A 22,190-nucleotide genomic window follows, 5' to 3' on the forward strand; every position below is an offset into this window, starting at 1 on the left:
TCTGTCAGCCAGAACAGGTTGCTCGTCATATCCGCCTCCTTGCGGAGCCGTGAATCACGACGAGCCAGGCAGATCAATGGGTCCTGAGCCTAGGCAAACGCGTGGTTGCCCCAAGTGCGCCGTAGCTCACGGCCCGAAGCGGTCATTGGCTAGGATCACCATTGCCGCAGGGCGGCTTCCCCATACCGGACCTTCATGGCACCGCGCAGCATATCCAGGGCCCCAAGGTCAGCAGGGCGGACGAAGCTGCCAGTCGCTACGGCGAAAGATGCCAGACGAACCCAATTTGCTCGTAACTTGCGTTACCCAATTGGATGGGAGGGGCGTCAATCGCGATCCCGCCGAGTCTTCCGTAGAAGACTCGGTTGGGATTCAGTGCGAGCGCGGTAAGGTAGAGCGCGGTCTCGCCTGATGTAGCTACTGCCGAGATCGCGCTTTCGAGCAACAGGCGGCCAATTCCCTGTCTCTCGAAGCTCGGCCGGAGATAGAGGGCGTAAATCTCAATCGGCATCGCGAAACTTGGGTCGCGGCTCGGTCCCCATGAGACGAACCCAACCACCTCGCCGGACTTGGCCCCTGCGGCGACAAGATACTGCAATCCATGCCGTGCGAAGGTTCGTTCATGGCGGGACCTCTGGGAGTCCGGCGTGATCAAAGCCAGAAAATCCTGCGGTAGAAGGCCATCGAATGTGTGCCGCCAAGACGCCGCCACGATACCACCTATTGCAGCCATGTCTGCCAGACGCGCGGGCCTTATCCTGATCGCGGGGTCAATCATGGTGTCATTCAGCCAAAGGTAAGCGGCACAAGCAAGGATAGCTTTGGGCTCGAAGCCGACCTCGGATGCAATGCAGCATCATGTGATATGATGCCTTGTCAACGTCGGGTTGTCGATGTGGGAGGGCGTGGTGGACCGGAGGATCCATCATGGAAACACCAAACTTACCCGCCATCCGCGCACTTCGTCCAGCCTGGAACAAGGGCCGGATCGTCGGCCAAAAAAGGCCGCTTAAGCCCAAACATGTCTGGGCCATCAGGGTGCGGCTGGAGCTGGCCGAGAACCACCGCGATCTGGCCCTTTTCAATCTTGCCATCGACAGCAAACTGCGCGGCTGCGATCTGGTGAAGATGAAGGTGATCGATGTCATGGCGTCAGGCCAAATCAAGGAACGTGCGTCAGTTCTGCAGAGCAAGACCCGAAAACCTGTCCGCTTCGAAATCTCTGAAGGCACACGTGCATCGCTCGCAAGGTGGATGCGGGAGCCGCTGATGGTCGGATCCGAATACCTCTGGCCTGGGCGTTTTCACGAACGGCTTCACATCTCGACCCGCCAGTACGCGCGTATTGTCCGTGAGTGGGTGACATCCATCGGTCTGGAGGCCGGCGCCTATGGCACGCACTCGATGCGGCGAACGAAGGTGACACAAATATATAAGAAGACGGGCAACCTTCGGGCAGTCCAGCTATTGTTGGGCCATACCAAGATGGACAGCACTGTCAGATACTTGGGCGTTGAGCTTGAAGATGCGCTGGCTATCGCCGAAGCCATCGAAATCTAAAGGCATGGGCCGTCTTCACGGACGGCCCTCACCGGACACTCGAGGTTCGTCCCGCCAAGGTCAGTAACCAGCCCTTCTTCTTCACATCCCCTTACGCACGAAAAGCGTCTCAGTTGACAAGATAATGCTCGAAGTTCTTTTTGGCAATTATAGCCTTAGCTTCCGCTGCTCGTGACATATTCGGCACAACTATTTCGGCGCCTCCCCGACGAGTAATGCTTATCCACCCTCCCTTCACCATTTCATCTAGTATGCCATTTATAACTATCCTCCGTTCTTCCGGACGACCCCGAAACATAGCGGCCAACTGCCTCCCCTTTTGAGATTGAATGAAAGCCTTGTCGATAATGGAAGTAAGGTCTAGGAACTTTTCGGGAGCGCCCTCATTTCTGAGAACATCGTAACTGAGATCCGCCATCTCAGTGTCATCCACCTTATTTCTCGACTCAATACTTTCCGAAAGGAAAGAGCGCATGGTTGAATTTCCCTTCAGGAGAGCAATATCAGAATTCTGAAATTTTGGCATATTCCGCTCCGCAAACACGTCCACTTCCAGAATCTCAAAGCCACATGTGTCAAAAGTTATCGATGAAAAATCCGCCCCGCCCTCGATACGCAACTTTTGAAAGTACCCATTGGAAACCTCAACATCTCCGGAAAAGCTTACCGAATTCGAAAACACAACACCAATAATGTCAGCGCATAAGTTTCTAGCGGAGTCTGAGCGTATATTCGCAAAGAATCGCAGCGCATCGCCAATAGTCTGGCTTCCATCGTTACCAAATCTTGCGAAAGTCACGCTTCTTCCCAGTTCGCCAAGCTCATGCTGAATGCTTTTGTGTGTATCGACGGGGTACTCGTAGGGGTTTTTGATAGCTGAGATCACATCGGCGGCGCAGAGGCAGTCCGCGAGATCGGCATCAATGAAATAGCGCGACCCTCTTTCAAGCTCCGAGGTCTCGACGCCCGACAAGTTTCCAGACAAGCCTGGCAACCGTAGAATTGCCGTGATACTTCTCTCTTCTGGCTCGACACCGGTTATTTCAACGAAAGCCCTTCTGCTGTCAGAGAAAGTAAGTGGGCCTCGAGAATCTGACCTGCCCCGCGCGAATGTAGCTAATCTTCCATATATCCTACGAAGCTCTTCAGGCTCCAAGGCGACATAGACCTGTCCGACTTCTCGCTCACAAATTTTGTCAATCAAGTAGTCCCATCCAGAAGCGGGATCAGAGATTTGAACTTGCGCATCGCCTTCAGGTGTATCGATCAGCCCACTTTGCTTTACGTAAGAGATCAAGAGCGGCTTCTTGGGGACCCAATCAGGAAGCCCCCCTTCCCAACCATGGTCAGAGATGAAACGGGCGAGGTCCTCGCTGTCTAGGTCATGAAGTTCGAAGATCCGCCAGTCTTTCTTGGCGCCTACAGCACCTCGAAGCTCATCGATTGAATCAAAGTAGTTGTTTCTGCCGGCGAGTAGAATGCTCCCGTTCGCGGGAGTTTCATCCAGCAACCGTCGAACTAGACTAATTGCCGAATTTCGAAGGTCCTGAGCCCTTTTTCGAGATCCTGTCGCGATTCGAGGCGCCAACTCATCAAATCCATCTAGGAGGAGGTACACCAGGCCAGACCTCCAGGCCTTTATCAAGTTCTCAGGATTCTTCATACCAACGCTTGAAGCGTGACGCCGCAAACATTCATCAGGATCATATTGCTCGATATGATCTCTTAAATTAACATAAACCGGAAACTGAGAGTCGGACCCATTCCTGTACTGAAGAGAAAGTTTCTGAAAAATGTCCCGAAGCGACATGCTCTTCCCGGCACCGTATTCACCCAAGAGAAGTGCTCTTACTGGACCTTTTGCAATTTGCTTTGCTATTGCGCCAGTGTGAAGCACCTGACCAGAATCGACGTCTAGGATTTTCGTGGGCGTGTATTTCAGATCCGCATCAAACCTCCCATCCTCTGGTCCACGAATGCTGCCAAAAGGCTTCTTTTCTCGTTCGATAAGATAGTCCTTTGCATCCACAATAGAAGAATAGAATGCCTCATATGTCCTATGGTTCACAATGGTCTTGTGCCTTGAAAGTATCGCCCCCTGCTCTCCAGTTGGTTCAAATCTGGTGATATACCACGCCGTAACACCTTTATCAGGGTGTTTCTCCCGCAAACCCGTCACCAGTTCGCAAAGCTTTTCACAGCTTTCGACGGTGTGCTTTGTCGTTTTTGCCGTGGTTACCTCTAGGCAGTAAATCATGTGACGGGATTCAAGGATGCCATCCCGTTCTTTTCCATCGACCGTTATCGCGCCATTGTACCCAGTTGCATCCCAAAGCTGCGTAGCAAGCTTTCGCACAAAAGCCTCAAATTCATAACTGTCCGAAAAATTGAATTTCATTTTCGCAGTACTTTCTGCCTGATGCTTCCGAGATGCATTTTTGATTGCGTGCTATAAGGCCTAGATCTACTGCGAGAAGTAATGAGCTTCAAGTTCGTTGGGACTGGAGGCCCTCGGACAGGTAGGATCGGATTGCTGGTCGTTCGTGCGATGCGCAGCGAACGTCAGCAATCCGCCCCTCGTGCTTTGCCGAGACGTCTTGCTGCGGCCGGCCCGCAAGGGCTGCTTCTAGCGTGCGTCACCCTGCGGAGCCGCGGCAGCGGGCGGACGAGCCCTGGACAGCTGGGAGGCGCGACGGCCAGCCCATAGCGGCCAGTCGACCGCCGTCGTCGCCGCGATGCCGCACTCTCGAAAGCGGACATACAATCCCACGCGCAGCATAGCTTGGCCGTCAGATGCAGCGGTGTCCCGGGAGCAGACTCTGGCCCCGGCCTGCGGCCAGCGCCTCAACCTGTACGATCGGCCCATAGCGGCCAGTCAGCTTCAGCCGTCGCCGCGAGGCCGCATGCCCGGTAGCTGCCATTCGACCAGCCCCGCAGCATCGTCATCGCTGCTCGCGGCGGGGGAGCCAGGATATCCGAACATTCGGGAACAGAGTGGACGCAATCCGGAGCTGCTTTGGCCACCGGAAGCTTCCCGTTCCGTGGTAGTTTGAAAGGGCCGGCGAGGGGCCGACGACGTGGCGGGCGTGGCGGAGGGGTCCTTTGCCATGGAACATACAAACCTGCCGGCCGTCCGCCCTGCCAATCGTGCCTGGAACCGCGACCGCGTCATCGGACAGAAGCGCCCTTTGCTGCCAAGGCACGTCTTGGCGATCCGTGTTCGGCTCAAGATATCAGGAAGCATCCGGGATCTGGCCCTCTTCAACCTCGCCATCGACAGCAAGCTTCGCGGGTGCGATCTGGCGCGCCCGCAGGCGCGGGATGTGTTTTCATCGGACACGGTGAAGGAACGGGCCTCCGTCATCCAGCAGAAGGCCAACCAGCCGGTGCGCTTCGAGATCACGGAAAGCACGCGCCGTTCGCTGTTGGCTTGGCTCGCCAGCCCGGCGATGGCGGCCAGCGACTACCTCTGGCCGGGACGGCTTCACAATCGGGCGCATATTTCGACGCGGCAATACGAGGGGGCAGTTTTCCATGTCGCCTGACAACCGGCGCATCGCCGATGCGGCTCCCTGTGATTTCCAAGGCCCGAACCTCCGGCCGTCGTCGGGGAAACGGTCCACAGGACCGTTTCCTGATCCTCCTCCACCTTATCAATTCCCAGATGGATCTTGCGCCACACGCGCCGTTTCGTGCCGCCATGCTTGCGGGCGTGCCATCCGCCTTCACCCTCGACCTTGATCCCTTTGCTGTCGACAAGAAGGGGCAATGGCCCCTTGGAGCCGCGATACGGAATGTTCACGGCAAGGGTCTTCTGGCGTCGCGACAGCGTGCTGAAGTCGGGCACCGTCCAGTCGAGGCCAACCAGCTGCAGCAGGCTCTCGACGAATCCGCCTCGCCATGGTCACTCGGACCAGTGGCGTTCCCATGGCTCGATCTGTCGCAGCGCCATACCGAACAACACCTTCATCGAAAAGCATGTCTGTATAGCGGCGTCGCTATAGCTCTGCTGGCGACCGCGCCTGCCGGTCGGCGCGGCCTCCCAGTTCATCTCGGGGTCGAACCAGCTCATCAGCGAGCCACGGCGCTTGAGCGATTCAATGTGGGTTAGCCAGTTCCTGGTCTTGTAGGTCGGGGGCGTCGGTCTGGTCATGGCGGCCAGCTACCACGCTTGATTCACGACATGAATTCCTGCACGGGATTTGTGCAACATGTGTAACCGCCCCTTGCGCAAGAGGCATTTCTGAAGCTGTTCTTGGCGCGTCACCGGGTGCTGACATGTGTCCGGCCTCAGATGCGGCATCGTACATGCCGCGGGCCCGTATGGCGGTCAAAGGTCGGGTCCAGATCAAAGCCGCGTGCTCGAAGGCACTCTGTTGCACGCTGGTTCTCCCGAGCCTGTCTCACGACTGTTGCGCCAAACTGCTCGCTGTCCTCTTCCGCTCCGACGTTCTCGCGACCAACGGCTGCTGCGCCGCCACGGCCGGAGACTGGTAGACGCCGCCTCGGGCCATCAGGGCCCAAACGATCCGCGCCATTTTGGATTGTGCCGTCCGTCTCTCAGCCGCCTATCCGGCGGGGAGGATGACCGCTGACACCCCCACCGGCGGGATGCCTCTCTCAGCCGCCTATCCGGCGGGGAGGGGCACAGGCGACGCCCGAGGCGATGCGGCACATCTCTCAGCCGCCTATCCGGCGGGGAGGCTCGCGCAGCCCGTCGCGCCCGGTGAGGGGGATCTCTCAGCCGCCTATCCGGCGGGGAGGTCACCTGACAACCGCGAACGTCGATCTGTACGTCTCTCAGCCGCCTATCCGGCGGGGAGGCTGTGCGGCATGGGCTTCGGCCTTCTTCTGCTTCTCTCAGCCGCCTATCCGGCGGGGAGGCGGGGCGCCGCCCGGTGTTCCGTACCGATGCCTCTCTCAGCCGCCTATCCGGCGGGGAGGCTGCTGCGCCGGGACGCTGTTCTACGGCGGCGTCTCTCAGCCGCCTATCCGGCGGGGAGGGGCGGCGGGCTCGAGACGCTGCCGCCGCGAACTCTCTCAGCCGCCTATCCGGCGGGGAGGTGGAAATGGTGCAGACCTTCCCGGGTTTCGTCTCTCTCAGCCGCCTATCCGGCGGGGAGGGCCCAGTCGGGCTCGAGGGTGAGAACGTCATATCTCTCAGCCGCCTATCCGGCGGGGAGGGACGATCGGCGAGCCGTCCGGGAGCTTGATCATCTCTCAGCCGCCTATCCGGCGGGGAGGTCATCCGGCGACGCGTAGCTGCCGCCCGAGTTTCTCTCAGCCGCCTATCCGGCGGGGAGGGTTCACTTTCCAGCGATTAATCCAGCGCAAGCAGAGGCTTGCACCTCAACCTTCAGATTGACCATCTTTTCAAAGAGCCCCCCAAATACCTGACGACATTATCGTTTTCCGAAGGCCTTGAAAAGATCCTCCGGTCGCCCGCGTGTGAAACCTGTCTGTTCCGCATAAGTCAGGTCGGGAAGGGGGCCGGTACCGCCGCCGTAATCGGCGATCTCGACGGCGACGAGATCGCGCATGAGGGCGGTGGGCATCGGCTCCGACCCGCCTGACAGTGCATGCCAGGCACGCTCCAGGATGGAGTGGAATACCATCCCTGTCTCGCCCCCGCCGAGGGCTTGGCCCTTGGTTTCTGCGCCTCGCGGCGTGTCCGCTAGACAGACACCTGGCGCGGGCGACCTCAGGATCGGGGCGCCGGAACCGTTCGGCAGCTCGACCTGCCAGATCCCGTCCGAAAGGCTTTCGCCGCCGAGGCTGTAGCGCAGCCTGCGCGAGGTCGCGCGCCGGAACATCCGCGTCCGGGTGAAACGCGTGTTCATCCGGGCGATCCTGCGAGCGAGGTAGCGGCCAAGCGGGGCGTGCTCTCCCTCCAGCGCCAGCATCTTCGCCCGAAGCGCGGCCTCGGCCACCCGCAGCGGGCTTTCCGCGGGCCCAGCCTCCGACAGCAGGATCGATGCATCGACCGTCGAGAAGGACAGCCCCCCGGCCAGGTCGGCGAACGATCTGCCCGGGAAACGCGACAGATCCTCGCGCGGGACGAGCGTTTCCTCGGGCTGTGCGGTTTCCACCCCGGGACGGACCAGCTGCCCGTCCTGCATCGCGATCGGGCTGCGGCCGAGGATCAGGATATTGATGTCGGACCATGCGCCGCGTCGATGCCGACGGACCCGACCCGCGGCCTGGACGATCGCGCGCAACGATGACGGGTCGAGGATGGCATAGTCGAAGTCGAGGTCATTGCCGGTCTCGATCACCGGGGAGGTCACGCAGACGATCTCGATCTCTCGCGCGCCCAGCACGGCCGCGCGCCGGAACAGATCCTCGGCCCGACAGAGCGCGGCGAGGCCCGCTTCGGGCGCGTTCCCTTTCCGCGTCAGCGCCGCCTTCAGCCGGTGTTCGACCCAGGCCCGGTGCAGGCGCGGAAAGTTCGAATGCAGGCAGAGCTTGACCCGCAGCCGGCCCCGCACCGATCCTGCAGGCAACTGCTGGAAAAGCGCCGCGACATGCGCAATGCGGGTCAGCCGGACAAGCCCGACCGACACCGCGACTCCTTCGACATCGACCGCGTTGGACGCATGCATCCGGCTGCAGCCCTGGTCGATCTGGGCAACGAGTTCCCCCCATGAGCCGCAGGGCGGCAGCACCTCACCGCGGCGGATCGCAGGCGATGCGGCCAGCCCGTCGAGGATCCGGTCGCGGCAAAGATTATGGAGGGTCGCGAAGGGCTCGTTCTGCGCATTGGTCACGACAGAGCCCGGCGCATCCCCGGTCAGCAGCAGATGGACATGGTCAGGGGTGCCCGATGCAGCAGCATGCTGCCGCCATCCCGCACGATAGGCCGCGTGCAGCGCCACCGCGATATCGGGCGTCAGTGTCGCCGACATCAGGATCACACGGCGCCCCGCAGCCGCCGCCTGAAAGACGAGGCGCGCCAGTGCCGCGATGTCTTCGGGCCCGTACTGGTCGACCTCGTCAAGAACGAGGTCGGAGGTCATCGTCCGCAATGCTGCAGGCAGGAAGGCCGATCGCGTGGGCGCCGCCACCCCCATCAGGTGATCGACGGTGCCGACGATGACCGGACTCGCTGCCAAGGCGGAAAACGCTTTTGCCCGCGATCCGGAGATCCGCACCAGCACCGACAAGATGGCAGGCAGGCCGCGATCCGTATCGAGGCTCAGGCCTCGCAGCCAGTCAGGCTCTGCCGGATCCCCGATCGCCGGGACCGCTCCCTCCGCACGTTCGATCCGCAGCCACTCCGGCAAGGCTGCAAGACTGGCAGAGCCGGTCGGATCCTCGGCCATGCCATCCGGTCCGGCCCCTGAACCGCCGAAATCGACAGGCGGTACGCCGATCAAGGTCCGGACATCTTCCGCGGCGAGCGCCAGATCCTCGACATATTCCCTCGCGGATTGGCTGGCCAGATTGCGCAGGCCGAGTGCGAGTGTCATCCGGAAATAGCGCCGCTCCGGCCGGGCGTCGGCGAAGGATGCCGCCGAGAGGATTGTCGGCGCGCCCCGGGTCTTGCCGGTTCCGGTCCCGGCAATGAGGCAGGCAAAGAACCCGCCGTCAGAGGTCGCGACCAGATCACGCGTGGCCGCCGCGGCCTCCTGTTGCCACAGGAAGCGCGGGTCGGAGATCCGGGGACGGATGAGGTCGAGCGGCATCTGCGCCTCTGGCAGCGCAGGCAGCCGGTCCCGCAACCGGTGCAGCAGCTCATGCGCCGGGCGGCAGGCAAGATACACGCGCCGCACATGGGTCGCCAGACTGTCCGCCGGACGGGGGCGCCCGTCCTTGTCGCGGCAGGTATTTGCCAGGTGATCCGGGCGATCGTCCGACAGTGCTTTCTCGGACGAACCGACGTGATCCGCGAAGACCAGCGCCGACCGCAAGGCGATGTCCACGCCGACGACACCCGCGGTCGGCGAAAGGGCCGCCGCCTCTTTCGAGAGCCGTCGCAACCACCAGGCTTCCTGCCAGAAGGGGATACCGGGAGCGATGTCGAGGCAACGGCGATCGAGGCATTCCACCGGCGCGGCATGGGCAGCTCCGCGCAGGGCCAAGTGATCGGTTTCCCCCTCTGGCAGGCGATGGTGGGTCAGGATGAGCATGCCGATCGCGAAGGAAAGACAGTGTTCATTCTGCAGGAACCGGAATGCGAGGCTTTGCCCTGCAGGGGACCCGTTGCGCATCAGTTGATCCGACGCCGACACGCAGGCCGCATCCACATCAGCCGGCGTCAGGGCACGAAGGGCCGCGCCGAGGGCCGCGTCCGCCACCTGCCCGAAAAGCACGTCCCAGACGGCAGCGGAATAAAGTTCATGTCTGATCGGTGTCGGTCCCGCGCTGTCACCGGACAGCGCCGCCGAAAGCATCGTCTGGAACAGGCGGGTCGCCTTGCCGAGATCGTGGAACAGCGCGGCGATCCTGACCACGGCCAGACCGTTTCGTTCCGTCGCGGAACCTGTCATGCGATTGCTGCCAGATGCATGGGTCGCGATCGGGGCGAACCCTTCGGCGTAGAACGCGACCCGCGACCCGATGCGGATCAGCGGCATCCGGCTTTCGGCCGTGCTGCGGATCTCCTGAATGGAGACCGCGGTGGCGCGGCTTGCACGGGCGCGCAGTTCGCGTGCCATCCGGTCAAGGCAGGTGTTCGACGCCTTGCCACGCCATGTGCGGTCCCCGACCCGCCAGAGATACCGGTCGAGAACCCGCGCCACGCGGTCACTGGCGGATTTGCGGGATCGGCAGATCGCGATGACCTCACGCATCTTCGCCCCCCTGATCTGCGCTGTCGGGGGGGACGGCAATCATCCGTTCTACCGTGGCGATGGCCTCTGCGAGGACCTTGCGATCATCGAAGGCGGCGATGAGCCGCGCACGGAATGCCTTTTCGGGATCATCCTCAGGCCGGGATCGCACTGACGCGAAGGCGAGCGGCAGAACCAGCGCATCCTTGAAGCTGTCGGCCAGATCGAAGACCAGACCACCCGCCCGCGTCTTGCCATGAAACACCGACATGTGCGGCGGAATGCCGAGCGCCCAGAGCGCTGCGCCAGCCATGCCGTAACATAGGTAGTTTCCATGGTCGATCAGACGGTTGATCAGACGCAACGGGTTTGTCGGACCGCCATGCACCGCCGCGCCCTGTCCTGCCTCCCGGCGGAAATCGCCGGAGTTCGACAGCCCTGAGGCACCGGCGAAATACCCGTAACAGGACTTGCTGAACTGACCCTCGACTCCGAGGAGCTCCGGGACGGAGGCAACGGCAGCAAGACGTTCCTCGAAACTTCTGCACAGCGTTGAAAGGCGGGAGGGGTCCCGCACTCCGAGATGACGCGCCGCCTGCGCGCCGCCGATCTTGCGCATGCGCTCTGCCCGGTCGTGCATGACGACCCGGGCTGCCGCAAGCGAACGTGGCGCTTGAAGATAGACGGGCAGCATTTCGCGGAAATGGCGCGTGGCGGTGTAGGAGGTCAATGCGCCCATATGCAATGGCGATCCGCCGCTGCCTGTGACGGCGAGGTGAACCCCTTCCTCGCCCAGCAGCCGGACGGCATCCTGCGTGATGGAGCTGCCTTGCCCCATGAACAGCACCGCGAGGTTGACATGCGGGATGTTGAAGTGCCGCCCCAGCGCGTCATCCTCTATACGATAGACGACCCGGCCGTCTTCGACCTTGATCCGCGCGTGTTCGAGGTAGAGCGCCCCTTCGCGATCGGTGATCAGCAGCCGTGGGCCGCCCTTAACCTGCATCAAGCAGCACCCGCGCAGAGTCAGGCAACACCGGCAGAATGGCCGGGGCCGCGGGGCTCGAGAAGCCGTAGGTCGTCACCTGCAGCGGCGCTTCGGTCTGCGGCGCGATTACCTCCCTCACGTGAACTACTGCACTGCCGTAAAAGAGTGCGAGCACCGTCTCGTCCGGCCCGTGCGCGCGGTGGTGTTGTCGGCCAAGCGGCTTACCCCGACGTTCGGCCCGCGCGGCGGACCGGCGCACCCAGCCCGGCGTGTATTTCTCGCCCGATCGGTCACGCACATAGGCGGCCCCGGTCTCGCCCGCCATCGCCCATGTCTCGCCGATTTCCAGCGCCTCGATCATCCCACGTCGGCGCAGGATCTGCAGACCCTCGAACGCCTCGAGCCGGGAGAGTGATGCCTCGGATCCGATGAGCTCGATCTCATGGCCCGCGCGCATGATCTCACGGCCCATGTGCATGCCCGGCAGGGCAATGGCGATGAAATCACCCGCGTCGCCCGTCCGGTTTGCGTGGTGGACGCAGTTCAGCGTCGCCGCGAGGACATCGGGCAGCGCGCCGAGTTCGAGCACGGCGCGGACCGGCTTGATCAGCAGTCGCGCACTGGCCGAGCAGAGGCCCTTTCCCTCATTGAGCTCTGCCGTCATCCGTTCGCCTCCGCCGCTTTGCTGGAAGAGCCGAAGACGCCGCCCCGCACGAGGTTCGCCATCAGGAAGTGGACCGATCCTGGAAGGTCCTCTGCCGAATTGGCAGCCTGTACGATGGCGAGAACCTCATCCGCCTTCTTGCGGATATCGTAGAAGCTGTTCTTGGCGCGGCGCAGGACATCCGCGGTTTCCTGAACGCCACCATAGGGGTTCACCGCGATCGGGCCATACCCGTCATCCCCGTGCCAGTCATCGATGTGGCGCAGAGCCGCGCCGATCTTCTGCGAATGCATGGAGGCATGCCCGATCTCGCGCCCGGCATGGAAGCGCGGCAGCTTGGCATAGATCCGGCTGACATCCTTCTCTGCCTTGCTCTCGCGGATGTATTCCTGGGATGGAAAGATCTCCTGACCCGGCGGCATCTCGCCCCGCCAGGTGACCTCGAACCAGAACGGGGCGGTGGTCATGCCGCCGCTGATCCCGCTGATGAACTGCCCGAGCAGGGTGCGATCCCCTTCGAGCAGCGCCGCAGCCAAGGTATCGGCATCTTCGAGCCGGTCCAGCGACAGGCGCGCGGGGTCGAAGACGAGGACCTGCCCGGCAAAGCCAACTGTCACCCGAGACGTGTCGACCTGAAAGCGGTTGCGCCAGGCGAAGCGGGCATTGGCAATGTTCCAGACATACCGAGCGGCCAGCACATCGAACCCGCCCGCGCGGGCATAACTGGTGGCAAGTGTCTCGTAGGCGGTCGCAACCGACGGGCTTCCGCAGGCATGCGGCGACATGGCCATCGGCAGCACCCGGACCGAGAACGCGAGCTCCACCGCGGTGCAGCCCTGGGGCAGCACGGCGAATTCGACGGTCTGCGGGTTGCTGAGGCCCGGGTTCCTCGCCCGATCCTCGGAGGATTGCCCACGCACCCCTTTTTCGAGCACTTCGACAGGGACCCGTTTGTCACCATCGATGCCGAAAAACACACCTTCGGATATCTGCAGGGATCGGGCATAGGCCAGCATTCCGGTTTCGAAGGACTGGGTGCCGGGGGTCTTCGACTTTGCCATCTGACGGCTCCTTGGGGATCAGGGCTTTGGGGAGAGGCTCTCAGGGTGGTAGGCGGGATGACCGAGGATGTGATCGCCCTCGGCATGCCAAGACCAGAGGCGGTCCGTCATCGCATCCTCTGCCAGACCGGAGAGGCGTGGATTGCGGACCGAGATCAGCTCCGCGATGCCGACGCAGGGTTCGACGAACACATGCGGCACCTCTGGCGTCCGCGTCCGGATGCGCTTCGGGACCGAACCCGGATCTTCGAGCAGACGGTGTCCGACAGCGACCGGGACGATCCAGCCCCGACCGGGCTCACGGGTCGCAGGAAAGAGAATCCGTGCGATCCGTTCCATCTGCCGCATGTCACCGGACGAGATCAGCCGCCGCTCCGGCTGGTCCGGACGCACCATCGCATAGCCCCGGGACAGTCCCGGGAGCGCGCTGCCATCCGGCGCAACCGGTTCGACCCGCACATCGCGATTGGCGATCGTCCCGCCTGCGATGCGTCGGCGCAGGATCGCGTCCCGCAGCCGATCGGCATTCTCCATCCCCGGCAGATCAAGCAGAAGCGAAACCTTCACCGTGCCCACCATGTCCTCCACCGTCTCGATCGGGGTGAAGATGCCGGACTTCGGCTGCATCTCCGGCTTGGTGCGCCCGTCGGAGATATGGACAGCATGCAGGATCGGCAGCACCCGGGCCTGCCAGTCCGCCACCCCGAGATCCCTCCCGATCGCCTCTGCCAGACCGAGGAAAGCCAGCGGACTCGGCAGGCCGGCGGTGTAATCGTTCATCAGGAGATTGACGCGGCTGGCGCGCAGCATGTGGACGGCAAAGCGCATCTCACTCCTCCGATCCGGCAAGCGCACGCCGCTCGCGATCGCGGAAATGCTCGGACGTCAGGGCGATCAGAACCGGCTCTGCCTGCGCCCGCCCCCAGCGCCTGCGCAGGATCAGTGCCGAGGGGAGGGGAGGCAGCGGCAGGCGGCCCGTGCCGATGCCGTGCTCGTCGTGCAGCATTCTGGCGTCGCGCTCGACCTCACGGATGAACGCGAGAGCGCCCTCGATCAGATGATCGGCGCGCCGGTCGAGACCGAGGCGCATGTTGCGGTTGGAATAGTCCTGGGCGAGAAGCTGATGATAGGCAATGACCGCAGGCTCGACATCATCGTCGCGCCAGGCTGGAAACGTGCCACCGAGCGCATAGCGCCGAACCGCGGCCTCGTATCCGCGGAGCACGGGCGGCATCTCGGCCAGAAAACGCTGCCGCGCACCGCCGATCGCACCCGAGATGTTCTGCGGCTTCGAACTCACGGCCTGGCGCACCCAGCGGCCGCGCGGAACAGGGGGCGCGTCCTTTTCCTGCGGGCGGAACCAGTCCCCTGCCATATCCTTGAACCCCATGAAGGTCTCGACCGGCGACACGGGCGTGGCCTGCACATCGCCCCCCCCCGGGCGCGGCAGGAAGATGATCGGAAACTCTCCGATCTCGGGAAGACTGGAGATCACCTGCCCGGGTCCGGCGATAGCGGAGCGCAACGCCTCCAGACACTCAGCGCCGAAGACAGCCGCGAAGGCCGCAAGGCATGCGGTCGACTGACCGTCCGGCTCGCGCAGATGGTCTACGACGGATTTCGGCGGATGCCCGATCAGCTCGAGCGGTCGGAACACGACCTTGGCGAGCGGAATATCCGGTGCGTTCAAGGACGGCGCATAGACCGGCAGGCTATTGCGGTCGCGCGGGGCGACCCTCAGCACACATTGATCCTTGTCCGCCCGGGGCGTTGTCAGTTTGACCAGATGGCTGCCGCTTCCCATGGCGACCCTGTGGAAGTCCCCCGGCACCGGATCCTTCGACAGCATGGATCGCATGAGGATGAACTCCGCCTCCAGTTGCCGCAGGGTGAGAGGGCGCCCGCGCACCTTGAAACTCAGCACCTGTGCCTTCTGTGGCGTGATCGCCGCGCCGGTGCCCTCGGCGTCGACCGCCGCCCCTTCATCCGATCGCCCGATCATCTTGACGCTCCATCATTACACTACGTAAGGTAACCGCTTCAGACTTGGCATCAACGATCAGAATTTTTCACCATGAAAATTGTACTGGGCAGATAGTCATGGATGTGCGGTTGAGGCTTGGCTGGATCGCGAGCAGCCTGCGATATGCGGGTCGCTTCGGACCACGAGAGAAAAAGTCTCTCATGGCAGAGTTCGGCATGAGCGACGCTACGATGTCGCGAGATATGTCGCAGTTTCTGCTCCTGCTTCCCGATTGCTCGCCTCTGAAAATCGCCGGGGGCAAGATCACTGTCCTCGATCCTGGCGCGCTTCACCTCCCACCTCAGTTGCCGGGAATCCCGATGGCGTCCTGGCTTCAGGTGATGCTCGGGTCCCGGCATGTCGCGCTTGCCGCACCTGAACGCGCACAGCCGTCGGACGCCACGATCCGTGGCGTTGTCCGGGCCGTTCAGGACCGTCGGTCGCTGGCCATCCTGTATGTCTCGCGACGGTCAGATGACGCGTGCTGGCGGGTGGTTTCACCTCACAGCGTCGTGGATGTGGCAGGACGCATGCACATGCGGGGCTGGGACCATGACAAAGGCCGGTTCGGTGATTTCGTTCTGGCCCGGATCCTGCGCGCAACATTCGACAGGGGCCTGCTCCCAGGTTATGTCGATCATGCCGAGGATGCGGATTGGCACACCATAACGCTTCTTTCGGTCACCGCGGTCAGTGGGTCGCCGAGCGAGGCTGTCAGGGTCGAGTATGCGCTGGGCGAAGACGGCAAGCGCGTGTTCAGGACCCGCAAGGCTCTGGCTCACTATGTCACGGATGATCGCCAGCCGGGCTTCGACACCTTGGTCACTGTGTCTCTGATCGGAGCCGATTCCCGGTTCCGCCAAGCCAGGCGCGCTGACGGCCTATAGCATAATTCGACCTATCAGCCTGAACTCCCAAACTTGGGAGGCGGCTTGCCGAACCTTGCACGAGCGATAGCTTCCGGAGACGCTGCCATGCAGCGCCGGCTCCTCGCGGGTGTCGGCTTTGGGCCGCGGGCGGGGAGGCGAGCAGGCCTCACATCGTCCTAAGCTCGGCGCGAAGGTCGATGTTGGCCTCGAATTCGCCGTGCGGTGGCGCGGCACCGATCTCGACAGGGCGTCCGTCGCCAGGCTGCTATGCGACGGACGAGCGCCAGCCCATAGTTCGCCCTGAACAACCTGTTCAAGCGGCGTCGGGGATCTGATCGCGGCCTTTGCCGCCCCTCATCACCGCGATGACGAGCGCGATCAGGCGCGCCAAAATCGCCCGCAGCCAGGCCAGGATCTTTCGGATATTGTGCCCGCAGCCGCACAGCATCGCGAAGAGCGCGTCGCCGATCGTGCCTTTCAGCGGGCTTCGGGCGAGGCGGCCGTCGGTCTTCATGTGGTCGATTTCGGGCTCGATCGCCGCGCGTCGTCGCAGGTCGGCGGCCAGGGCCCGGGTCAGGCCGCGCCGTGTGCCGCTGATCAGAACCCGGGTCTTGTCGACGCCATGGCCGCGATAGCCACGGTCGACGACCACCAGTTCTGGCGGTCGGTCGGTCAGGATTTCTACCTGTTCGAGCGCAGCGCCCAGCGTGTGACCGTCATAGGAATTGCCCGCAAAGCTGCGCATGCCGACGGCAAACCCCTCGGCGAGCGTCGTGGCGATGCTGACCTTGCAGCTGAATTCAGATCGCACCCCGGCCTTGCCTTTGGAGATGCAATCGACTTCGGGCTCGTGCAGGGCATGGATCTTGGCGAGCCCCTTCGGCTCCTGGCTCAGCAGACGCGAGACCAGGACAAGCCGGTCGAGGATGCGTTCGCGCAAATCCCCTTGTGGGATGTCGTTAAGCCTGCGGCGCAGGTCCCGCAGCACCCGGCCGGTGTAACCTTTCAACGTTCTCAGAGCCTTGCGCACGCGTTTGAACGGCTTGGCATGGGCGTGGCGGCCCACGCGCACCGCCAGCCGCGGCGCGAGGCGTGCGTGGCTCTGGCGCAGTTCCACCACGGCCTCGGCGGCCAGAGCCACCAGCTGCGCTTGCGCCCGCTCGAAAAGGCGGGCGTCGGTCGGGTGGGCGCTCGCCTTCTCCATCACCGTCGTATTGACCGCCACCCGCTTCGGGCTGCCCGCATCGAGCGCCCCGGCCTTCTGCCCGGCCGGGATCGTCTGCGTCAGCATCCATTCGACACCTTCCTCGCCGAGGCGCTTGCGCCAACGGGTCGGCGACGGGGGATCAATCGGCAGGCGGTGTTGGAGAAACGTCTCGCCGGTGGAATGCTGGCAGTAGGGATTTTCGACGCAACGCGCGACGACGGCCTCGTCCGAGAGCCGAGACGCATGCTGCAGATCGAGCAGCCCGGCGACCAGCCGCGGCGGGGTGGCCGGACGGTCGGTGCCCGAGGGGACGAACCCGGACCACTGCTCATCGAACACGTCCCAGTCGATCAGCGCGGCCAGTTTCACCGGTTCGTGGCGCAGATCGATCATGTCGACCAAAAAGCGCTCAGGCTGCCCGCAGGACGTCTTTCGGACGCTGGGACATTCGATCAAGCAGCGCCGTCTCCCGGCCCTCGAGAAAGGCGACCAGCGCACGGACGTCATGCAGCCCAGGCCAGCCATCCAACAAGTGATGCGCACGCGCGGCCTCATCGCGTGTATCCATCCAGTCGACCGCCCGCATCGAGCGCCTCTCTGCCTGTTCCTCGCTGTCGAGAAGGCAACGGTTGGCGAGGCCATTGAACCGCGCCAAGCTGCGGTTGACCTCCATCGGAGACAGGCCCTCCCGCTCGAGCATCTCCCTGCTCAAAGCACCTTCGGGCAGGATCTGCGCGATTTCTCCGCCACGCATGCCCCACTGCGCCGGAGGGTAGGCCATGGCGATCCGCGCGAAATCCGGTCCGGCCTTCTCGGCGCTGTGGAAGATGGCTTCGCGGTCCGCCTCCCGGAATACGATGGGACGGTCCATCTGTGCGAACCCATTCGCGACCAGGTGGTACGGGAAGTCGAGCGAAACCTCGCGCTGCGGCTTGAGGATCGTGATGGCCTGGTCGATCACTGCATCGGCGCGCGTCCCGAAGATCTGCTTGGCCATGCTGCCCATGACGAACCGCTGAAGGAGCAAGGCGTTATCGCGCAACAGCTTATCCGCGCCAGCCGGGTCGGCACGCCGCAGGTGGTAGACGTAATACGCCACCGGGATGAGCGCGTTGGGGGCCGTCAGCCGATCGCTTTTCAAACCGAAACTGTCGAAGAGAGCCGCGGTCAGGAGAAGGCTCTCGCGGAAGTCGTCCCAGGCGTTCTCCATCTCGATCAGCCGGAGCTTGGTGAGCTTGGTGAGCGAGTACCTCGCCCCAAGGTCATGCAGGGTCAGCATCGACTTAATGATCATGTTCTCGAAGTTCAGCGCACGCTTCCTGTCGCCTTTCAGCGCTTTCTTCAGGTCCTCGTTGAGGTCACGGATCGCTTCGCGCGCGTCGAGATGGCGCCAGGATGAGGTCATCAGTGCCTTGCACAGCTCGGAGGTCGTCAGCTTCGTTCCGCCGTTATTGGCACGGATGAAGATTTCGAGAACCCGATCGTAATTCGCGTTGATCTCCAGGTGCCAGGCTAGGTTCGCCTCTACGTGGACTGCCCGGTACAGCCGGGTCAGCACGGTCGAGACGACCTCCTTTTCCGGTACGCCATGGCCGGGCAACTGTTTGAGCTGCTTCGCAATCAGCTGAACGAGGGCGGCGTCGCTGTCCACGGCCATGATGTCTTGGAGGGGCATCCACAGGCAGCCTGCATTCCGGTTCGGCCGTCCCGCCGAGAACGCCAGATGGTGGTGAAGGGACGCCTCTTGCGCGGTGTCCTCATCCTCCTGCAGCTGGCCCTGGTCCAGGTCGGGCGCTTTTAAGAGGTCGATCCAGACCTGCGCGCCGCCGTCATCCTTGACCGCATAACTGCCCTGGAAGGCGATGTTGAGCGAGGTGAGTCGCTGCTGGCCGTCGAGGATCATGGCGCAGGCCTTCGGAGCATCCGGATAGGGCGAGAGCGCCTGGCCCCGGACGAAATGGACATGGAAGGGATAGCGGGAGAGGTCGTCCTCAATGCCGCCCTCGGGCTGCCAGATCATCAGCGTGCCGATGGGGTAGCCCTTTAGCAAGCTATCGACCAGGTTCAGCACCTGTTCGGGTTTCCAGACGAACTCCCGCTGGACGGCAGGGAGGAAGTAATCCGCGTTCAGCCGCGGGAGGATGGAGGCGATGGTGCCGGTGGTGTAAGCCATGGGGAGGGTCGTTCCTGTTGTGAGGTCTTGAAGGGAGGGGCGGACGCAGCGGTCAGAGTATCGCGACCTGGTCGCGCAGGGCGTCCAGGGCTGCGAGCAGGCGCGCGGCATTGGTTTTCGCAGAGGCCTGGGCGGGATCCTTTTCGCCGAGGAAGACCTGGATGCGTTCGTTGTTGGCGGGGCTCGGGTGCGGTAAGCCCGTCAAAACCTGGCGCGGATCGAGGCTGCCGCGCGACACGAGGTGGTCGAGCGCCGCGGCTGGCTGCGGTCCGAGCGGGAGCCAGAGTGCGTCGGGCAGAAGGCCTGCCTCTTCGGCCAGGTGGCGTTCGACCATCCCGCGCAGCATCGGTTGGCGCAGCATGAAGGGCGTGCCGGAGTAGTTCTTTCCATCATGGAAGACGGGATAGCGCAGCGCGGAGGTCAGGTGAATCAGGCCGCTGCCGCTCCGGAATGCCTCGGCCATGCTCTTGACACCCACGAGGCGCGGCAGCCCGATGGTGTCGAGCATTCGCAGAAGGTTGCCACGGATCGGGCCGCTGAAGGCGCCGGTCGCCTTAGCCTCGCGCAGGGCGGTTTCGAGATCAGCCCCGCTGTCCAGTGCCCGCTGAGCTGCGACGGCGGCATTGCGGGCCTGGGTTATGCCGGGTGTAATGCCGACGATGACCAGGCGGGCGCCGGTCTCGACATGATCGAAGGGCGCGTAGCTGACCGAGAAGCGGCCGTCGCGACCAAGAAGCAAGGCGTCCGCATCGGGCAAGGTCGCGATCGTGGAGGCGCCGAGCAGCGGCAGGTACTGGCGGGCGAGGGAAAGGTCTTGGTGGGCCATTGGGGGTAGTCTCCTTAGAGTGGGCGGTCAGTTGAAGAAGCGAAGGGTCTGGTGGCCGACGGTGACGACCTGGTCGTCCGGGCCAGCCACGAGCCACGTGCCGCGATGGCGTTCGAGCCGTGCAGACAGCCGACGGTCCCCCTCGCAGGCCAGGGCGATGGAGTGGCGATCGAGCATGTACCGGGTAGATCCACGGCGCGCCGGTGTCGGGCTGCCATAGGCGCGGATCACCTCGATGAGGGCCGGGGGAATGGCGCGCTGCTGGCTGCGGATCTCGGCATGAGCGGTCAGTCGCATCAAGGCACCTCCTTTTGCGTTGGGCAGGGTTCAGGATGTCGGGAGGCGGCGCATGCCGGGTTCGGCATGCGGGACCTTTGGTGAGATGTGGGTACGAGGGGGCTGTCCGCCGGGAGCGGTCAGTCGCTTGTGCTCAGGTTAGGACGGGTTCAGGCGTTGATGCGCCAAGCCTCGAGGGCGGCACGGGTCATACGCCTGGTGCCCACTTGCGAAACGATACCCCAGTTGCCGGCTGCATTCGGTCGCCGCCAGCGCCCTTTGTCCATCTGTCGCATCCGCGCAAGGGCATCGTCGTAGTCGGGGATCACCTCCTCGGAGCCTTTCGGTCCGATCATGAACCCCGCACGGCGTTTCAGGCATGGCGCGAAGATCGTTCCGTCGGCGGCCTCGGGCACGTCGATCTCGACCTGCGAGGCTTCGTCCGGTTCGTTCATCCAGATGGACGGCCACCACGCGGAACGATCCTCGAGCCAAGCCAGCGCCTGCGGCACTGAGATTGCGCCATCGACCGGCTGGAACAGGGCACCCTGTCCGGTCATCAGGTTGTGCATCCGCCCAAGCGAAATCCCGCCAAGTTCTGCCAGCGCCGCGGGCGCCACCACGCCCGATCCGCTTTCGAGCTGTCGGCGTGCGGAGGCAAGCGCCAGGATCTCCCCCGGCGGTGCGCTTTTTGCATCGGGCAGGAGTTCGACCAAGCGAGACAATGTTTCGATCCCCTCGCAAACTTGGTTTTCAGCTTGGCCAGGGTCCGGCATGCCAACCAGCGCACCGTAATGGCCGTAAAAGGCCATTGTCTCGGCCACGGACAGAAAGGCCTCGCCCCGGATCGGAGCCCCGTGCTTTTCGTTTGCGGAGGTTCCGTTCAACATGGCTACCAGGCTCTCCACCCGCGTGATCGTTGCCGAAGACCACCCTCGCAGCGTCTCCCGGGTCTCGTCGCGGTGAGCCTGCCACGCTTCTACACGGAGGTCATACTGAGGATTTGCGCTTGCCATATCTTCGATCCTCGATCTGCCTCGGTTCCGTGCCTTATGCGAGATCTAATTTGAGGGTGCAACAGGAAAGTTACTCAATACGAATATTTTTTTCAAAACAATTTTGAGGGCGATCTGCGCATAGCTCGGATTGGCTGCGACATTCCGCGAGGGATGGCTCAAAATTCGGCATCGTGTCGAGCTTTCACATGTGGCGTCGGCAGAGCTGCAAGGTTTGTTCCGATCGCATCCGGCACAGCGCTGCCGTTGAGGGGTAGTTCCAGCATCAGTGCCCCCTACGATACGTCCTCGTCCTGCGCCAACGGGCCGGCCGCTGCGCCCGGGTGGGAGCGATTGCTGCGCGACGCGCGAATGTCCGCTTTCTAGGATCTGCTGCGGGTGCCGTGCTGCACTGCCATCCGGCCGCTTCCTGCGCCAACGGGCCGGCCGCTGCGCCCGGGTGGGAGCGATTGCTGCGCGACGCACGAATGTCCGCTTTCCATGATCTGCTGCGGGTGCCGTGCTGCACTGCCATCCGGCCGCTTCCTGCGCTTAGCAGCCGCGGGTGTACTCTTAGGCTGATGTTTCTGAGTGCGCCGAGCGGCGATGGGCATGGAGGCGTGATCCCCATAAGAGGTTTTGCGTGCGCCACGCGCGCAGGCTGGGCTCCATACGCGTCACTCGCCTCGACGTCTTACTGCATGAAGCCTTCCGGCATCTATCCAACGGAGCCGGCTCCTCCTGGCCCGTCGGATGCAGGATGCGACCTACTTCAAA

The 22,190-nt window shown here is 63.1% G+C and carries 16 protein-coding genes, 1 pseudogene and 1 CRISPR repeat array; of the genes and pseudogenes, 3 read left to right on the forward strand and 14 right to left on the reverse strand.

All coding sequences use genetic code 11. The annotated features are described in order from the left end of the window. Positions 1–256 precede the first annotated feature (256 nt). Positions 257–778 carry a GNAT family N-acetyltransferase gene (locus tag V8J39_RS07225; protein ID WP_336460223.1) on the reverse strand — a complete coding sequence of 174 codons (522 nt, stop codon included), beginning with the start codon at positions 776–778 and terminating at the stop codon, positions 257–259. A 149-nt stretch (positions 779–927) separates the two neighbouring features. Here V8J39_RS07225 and V8J39_RS07230 point away from each other — a divergent pair, with 149 nt between their 5' ends. Continuing rightward, positions 928–1,560: a tyrosine-type recombinase/integrase gene (locus V8J39_RS07230; protein WP_336460224.1), complete on the forward strand. Its 633-nt coding sequence runs from the start codon at positions 928–930 to the stop codon at positions 1,558–1,560. A 109-nt stretch (positions 1,561–1,669) separates the two neighbouring features. Here V8J39_RS07230 and V8J39_RS07235 read toward each other — a convergent pair whose 3' ends face one another. Further along, a complete protein-coding gene (locus V8J39_RS07235; RefSeq protein WP_336460225.1) occupies positions 1,670–3,958 on the reverse strand; it encodes an NACHT domain-containing protein in 2,289 nt (762 codons plus the stop codon). 709 nt (positions 3,959–4,667) lie between these two features. Here V8J39_RS07235 and V8J39_RS07240 point away from each other — a divergent pair. Further along, positions 4,668–5,105, forward strand: coding sequence for a hypothetical protein (locus V8J39_RS07240; protein WP_336461216.1), 438 nt, complete (start codon positions 4,668–4,670; stop codon positions 5,103–5,105). On the opposite strand, the pseudogene V8J39_RS07245 reads toward V8J39_RS07240, so the two are convergent. From V8J39_RS07245 to V8J39_RS07275, 7 genes and pseudogenes are all read right to left on the reverse strand, one after another. Continuing rightward, a pseudogene (locus V8J39_RS07245) lies at positions 5,104–5,713 on the reverse strand (IS5 family transposase); the annotation flags it as partial. The gene V8J39_RS07240 and the pseudogene V8J39_RS07245 sit on opposite strands and share 2 nt — an antisense overlap. Positions 5,714–6,116: 403 nt before the next feature. After that, positions 6,117–6,864: a CRISPR direct-repeat array (repeat unit 28 nt; unit sequence TCTCTCAGCCGCCTATCCGGCGGGGAGG). Between the two features lie 98 nt (positions 6,865–6,962). After that, a complete protein-coding gene (locus V8J39_RS07250; RefSeq protein ID WP_336460226.1) occupies positions 6,963–10,352 on the reverse strand; it encodes a hypothetical protein in 3,390 nt (1,129 codons plus the stop codon). Further along, a complete protein-coding gene (cas1f, locus tag V8J39_RS07255) occupies positions 10,345–11,337 on the reverse strand; it encodes a type I-F CRISPR-associated endonuclease Cas1f (RefSeq protein ID WP_336460227.1) in 993 nt (330 codons plus the stop codon). The genes V8J39_RS07250 and cas1f overlap by 8 nt, the downstream gene beginning before the upstream one ends. Further along, positions 11,327–11,983, reverse strand: coding sequence for a hypothetical protein (locus tag V8J39_RS07260; protein ID WP_336460228.1), 657 nt, complete (start codon positions 11,981–11,983; stop codon positions 11,327–11,329). The genes cas1f and V8J39_RS07260 overlap by 11 nt, the downstream gene beginning before the upstream one ends. Further along, on the reverse strand, positions 11,980–13,044 hold the full coding sequence (gene csy3 / locus V8J39_RS07265; protein ID WP_336460229.1) for a type I-F CRISPR-associated protein Csy3: 1,065 nt from the start codon (positions 13,042–13,044) through the stop codon (positions 11,980–11,982). The genes V8J39_RS07260 and csy3 overlap by 4 nt, the downstream gene beginning before the upstream one ends. Before the next feature lie 18 nt (positions 13,045–13,062). Further along, a complete protein-coding gene (locus V8J39_RS07270; protein WP_336460230.1) occupies positions 13,063–13,872 on the reverse strand; it encodes a type I-F CRISPR-associated protein Csy2 in 810 nt (269 codons plus the stop codon). A gap of 1 nt (position 13,873) precedes the next feature. Beyond that, entirely contained in the window at positions 13,874–15,046 is a 1,173-nt protein-coding gene (locus tag V8J39_RS07275) for a hypothetical protein (protein ID WP_336460231.1), read from the reverse strand. Between the two features lie 182 nt (positions 15,047–15,228). Between V8J39_RS07275 and V8J39_RS07280 the strand changes: the two genes are divergently transcribed. Beyond that, the gene (locus tag V8J39_RS07280) at positions 15,229–15,954 is read left to right on the forward strand and encodes a WYL domain-containing protein (protein ID WP_336460232.1); all 726 of its coding nucleotides are present in this window, start codon (positions 15,229–15,231) and stop codon (positions 15,952–15,954) included. Between the two features lie 295 nt (positions 15,955–16,249). Here V8J39_RS07280 and V8J39_RS07285 read toward each other — a convergent pair whose 3' ends face one another. The 5 genes from V8J39_RS07285 to V8J39_RS07305 form a co-directional block, all read right to left on the reverse strand. Beyond that, entirely contained in the window at positions 16,250–17,536 is a 1,287-nt protein-coding gene (locus tag V8J39_RS07285) for an IS5 family transposase (protein WP_336461172.1), read from the reverse strand. Between the two features lie 16 nt (positions 17,537–17,552). Further along, on the reverse strand, positions 17,553–19,316 hold the full coding sequence (locus V8J39_RS07290; RefSeq protein ID WP_336460233.1) for a DUF262 domain-containing protein: 1,764 nt from the start codon (positions 19,314–19,316) through the stop codon (positions 17,553–17,555). A 52-nt stretch (positions 19,317–19,368) separates the two neighbouring features. Beyond that, positions 19,369–20,142: a hypothetical protein gene (locus V8J39_RS07295; RefSeq protein WP_336460234.1), complete on the reverse strand. Its 774-nt coding sequence runs from the start codon at positions 20,140–20,142 to the stop codon at positions 19,369–19,371. A 27-nt stretch (positions 20,143–20,169) separates the two neighbouring features. Then, positions 20,170–20,439 carry a hypothetical protein gene (locus V8J39_RS07300; protein WP_336460235.1) on the reverse strand — a complete coding sequence of 90 codons (270 nt, stop codon included), beginning with the start codon at positions 20,437–20,439 and terminating at the stop codon, positions 20,170–20,172. A 149-nt stretch (positions 20,440–20,588) separates the two neighbouring features. Then, entirely contained in the window at positions 20,589–21,434 is an 846-nt protein-coding gene (locus V8J39_RS07305; RefSeq protein WP_336460236.1) for a hypothetical protein, read from the reverse strand. Positions 21,435–22,190 lie beyond the last annotated feature (756 nt).

This window comes from Frigidibacter sp. MR17.24 (genome assembly GCF_037095655.1).
In the GTDB taxonomy this organism is placed as follows: domain Bacteria; phylum Pseudomonadota; class Alphaproteobacteria; order Rhodobacterales; family Rhodobacteraceae; genus Frigidibacter.

Coding starts and splice junctions, on each gene's coding strand:
- V8J39_RS07250 (WP_336460226.1), bottom strand. CDS start 10,352: ATGCGTGAGGTCATCGCGATCTGCCGATCCCGCAAATCCGCCAGTGAC.
- V8J39_RS07225 (WP_336460223.1), bottom strand. CDS start 778: ATGATTGACCCCGCGATCAGGATAAGGCCCGCGCGTCTGGCAGACATG.
- V8J39_RS07240 (WP_336461216.1), top strand. CDS start 4,668: ATGGAACATACAAACCTGCCGGCCGTCCGCCCTGCCAATCGTGCCTGG.
- V8J39_RS07295 (WP_336460234.1), bottom strand. CDS start 20,142: ATGGCCCACCAAGACCTTTCCCTCGCCCGCCAGTACCTGCCGCTGCTC.
- V8J39_RS07305 (WP_336460236.1), bottom strand. CDS start 21,434: ATGGCAAGCGCAAATCCTCAGTATGACCTCCGTGTAGAAGCGTGGCAG.
- V8J39_RS07285 (WP_336461172.1), bottom strand. CDS start 17,536: ATGATCGATCTGCGCCACGAACCGGTGAAACTGGCCGCGCTGATCGAC.
- V8J39_RS07290 (WP_336460233.1), bottom strand. CDS start 19,316: ATGGCTTACACCACCGGCACCATCGCCTCCATCCTCCCGCGGCTGAAC.
- V8J39_RS07260 (WP_336460228.1), bottom strand. CDS start 11,983: ATGACGGCAGAGCTCAATGAGGGAAAGGGCCTCTGCTCGGCCAGTGCG.
- cas1f (WP_336460227.1), bottom strand. CDS start 11,337: ATGCAGGTTAAGGGCGGCCCACGGCTGCTGATCACCGATCGCGAAGGG.
- V8J39_RS07235 (WP_336460225.1), bottom strand. CDS start 3,958: ATGAAATTCAATTTTTCGGACAGTTATGAATTTGAGGCTTTTGTGCGA.
- V8J39_RS07300 (WP_336460235.1), bottom strand. CDS start 20,439: ATGCGACTGACCGCTCATGCCGAGATCCGCAGCCAGCAGCGCGCCATT.
- csy3 (WP_336460229.1), bottom strand. CDS start 13,044: ATGGCAAAGTCGAAGACCCCCGGCACCCAGTCCTTCGAAACCGGAATG.
- V8J39_RS07230 (WP_336460224.1), top strand. CDS start 928: ATGGAAACACCAAACTTACCCGCCATCCGCGCACTTCGTCCAGCCTGG.
- V8J39_RS07275 (WP_336460231.1), bottom strand. CDS start 15,046: ATGATCGGGCGATCGGATGAAGGGGCGGCGGTCGACGCCGAGGGCACC.
- V8J39_RS07270 (WP_336460230.1), bottom strand. CDS start 13,872: ATGCGCTTTGCCGTCCACATGCTGCGCGCCAGCCGCGTCAATCTCCTG.
- V8J39_RS07280 (WP_336460232.1), top strand. CDS start 15,229: ATGGCAGAGTTCGGCATGAGCGACGCTACGATGTCGCGAGATATGTCG.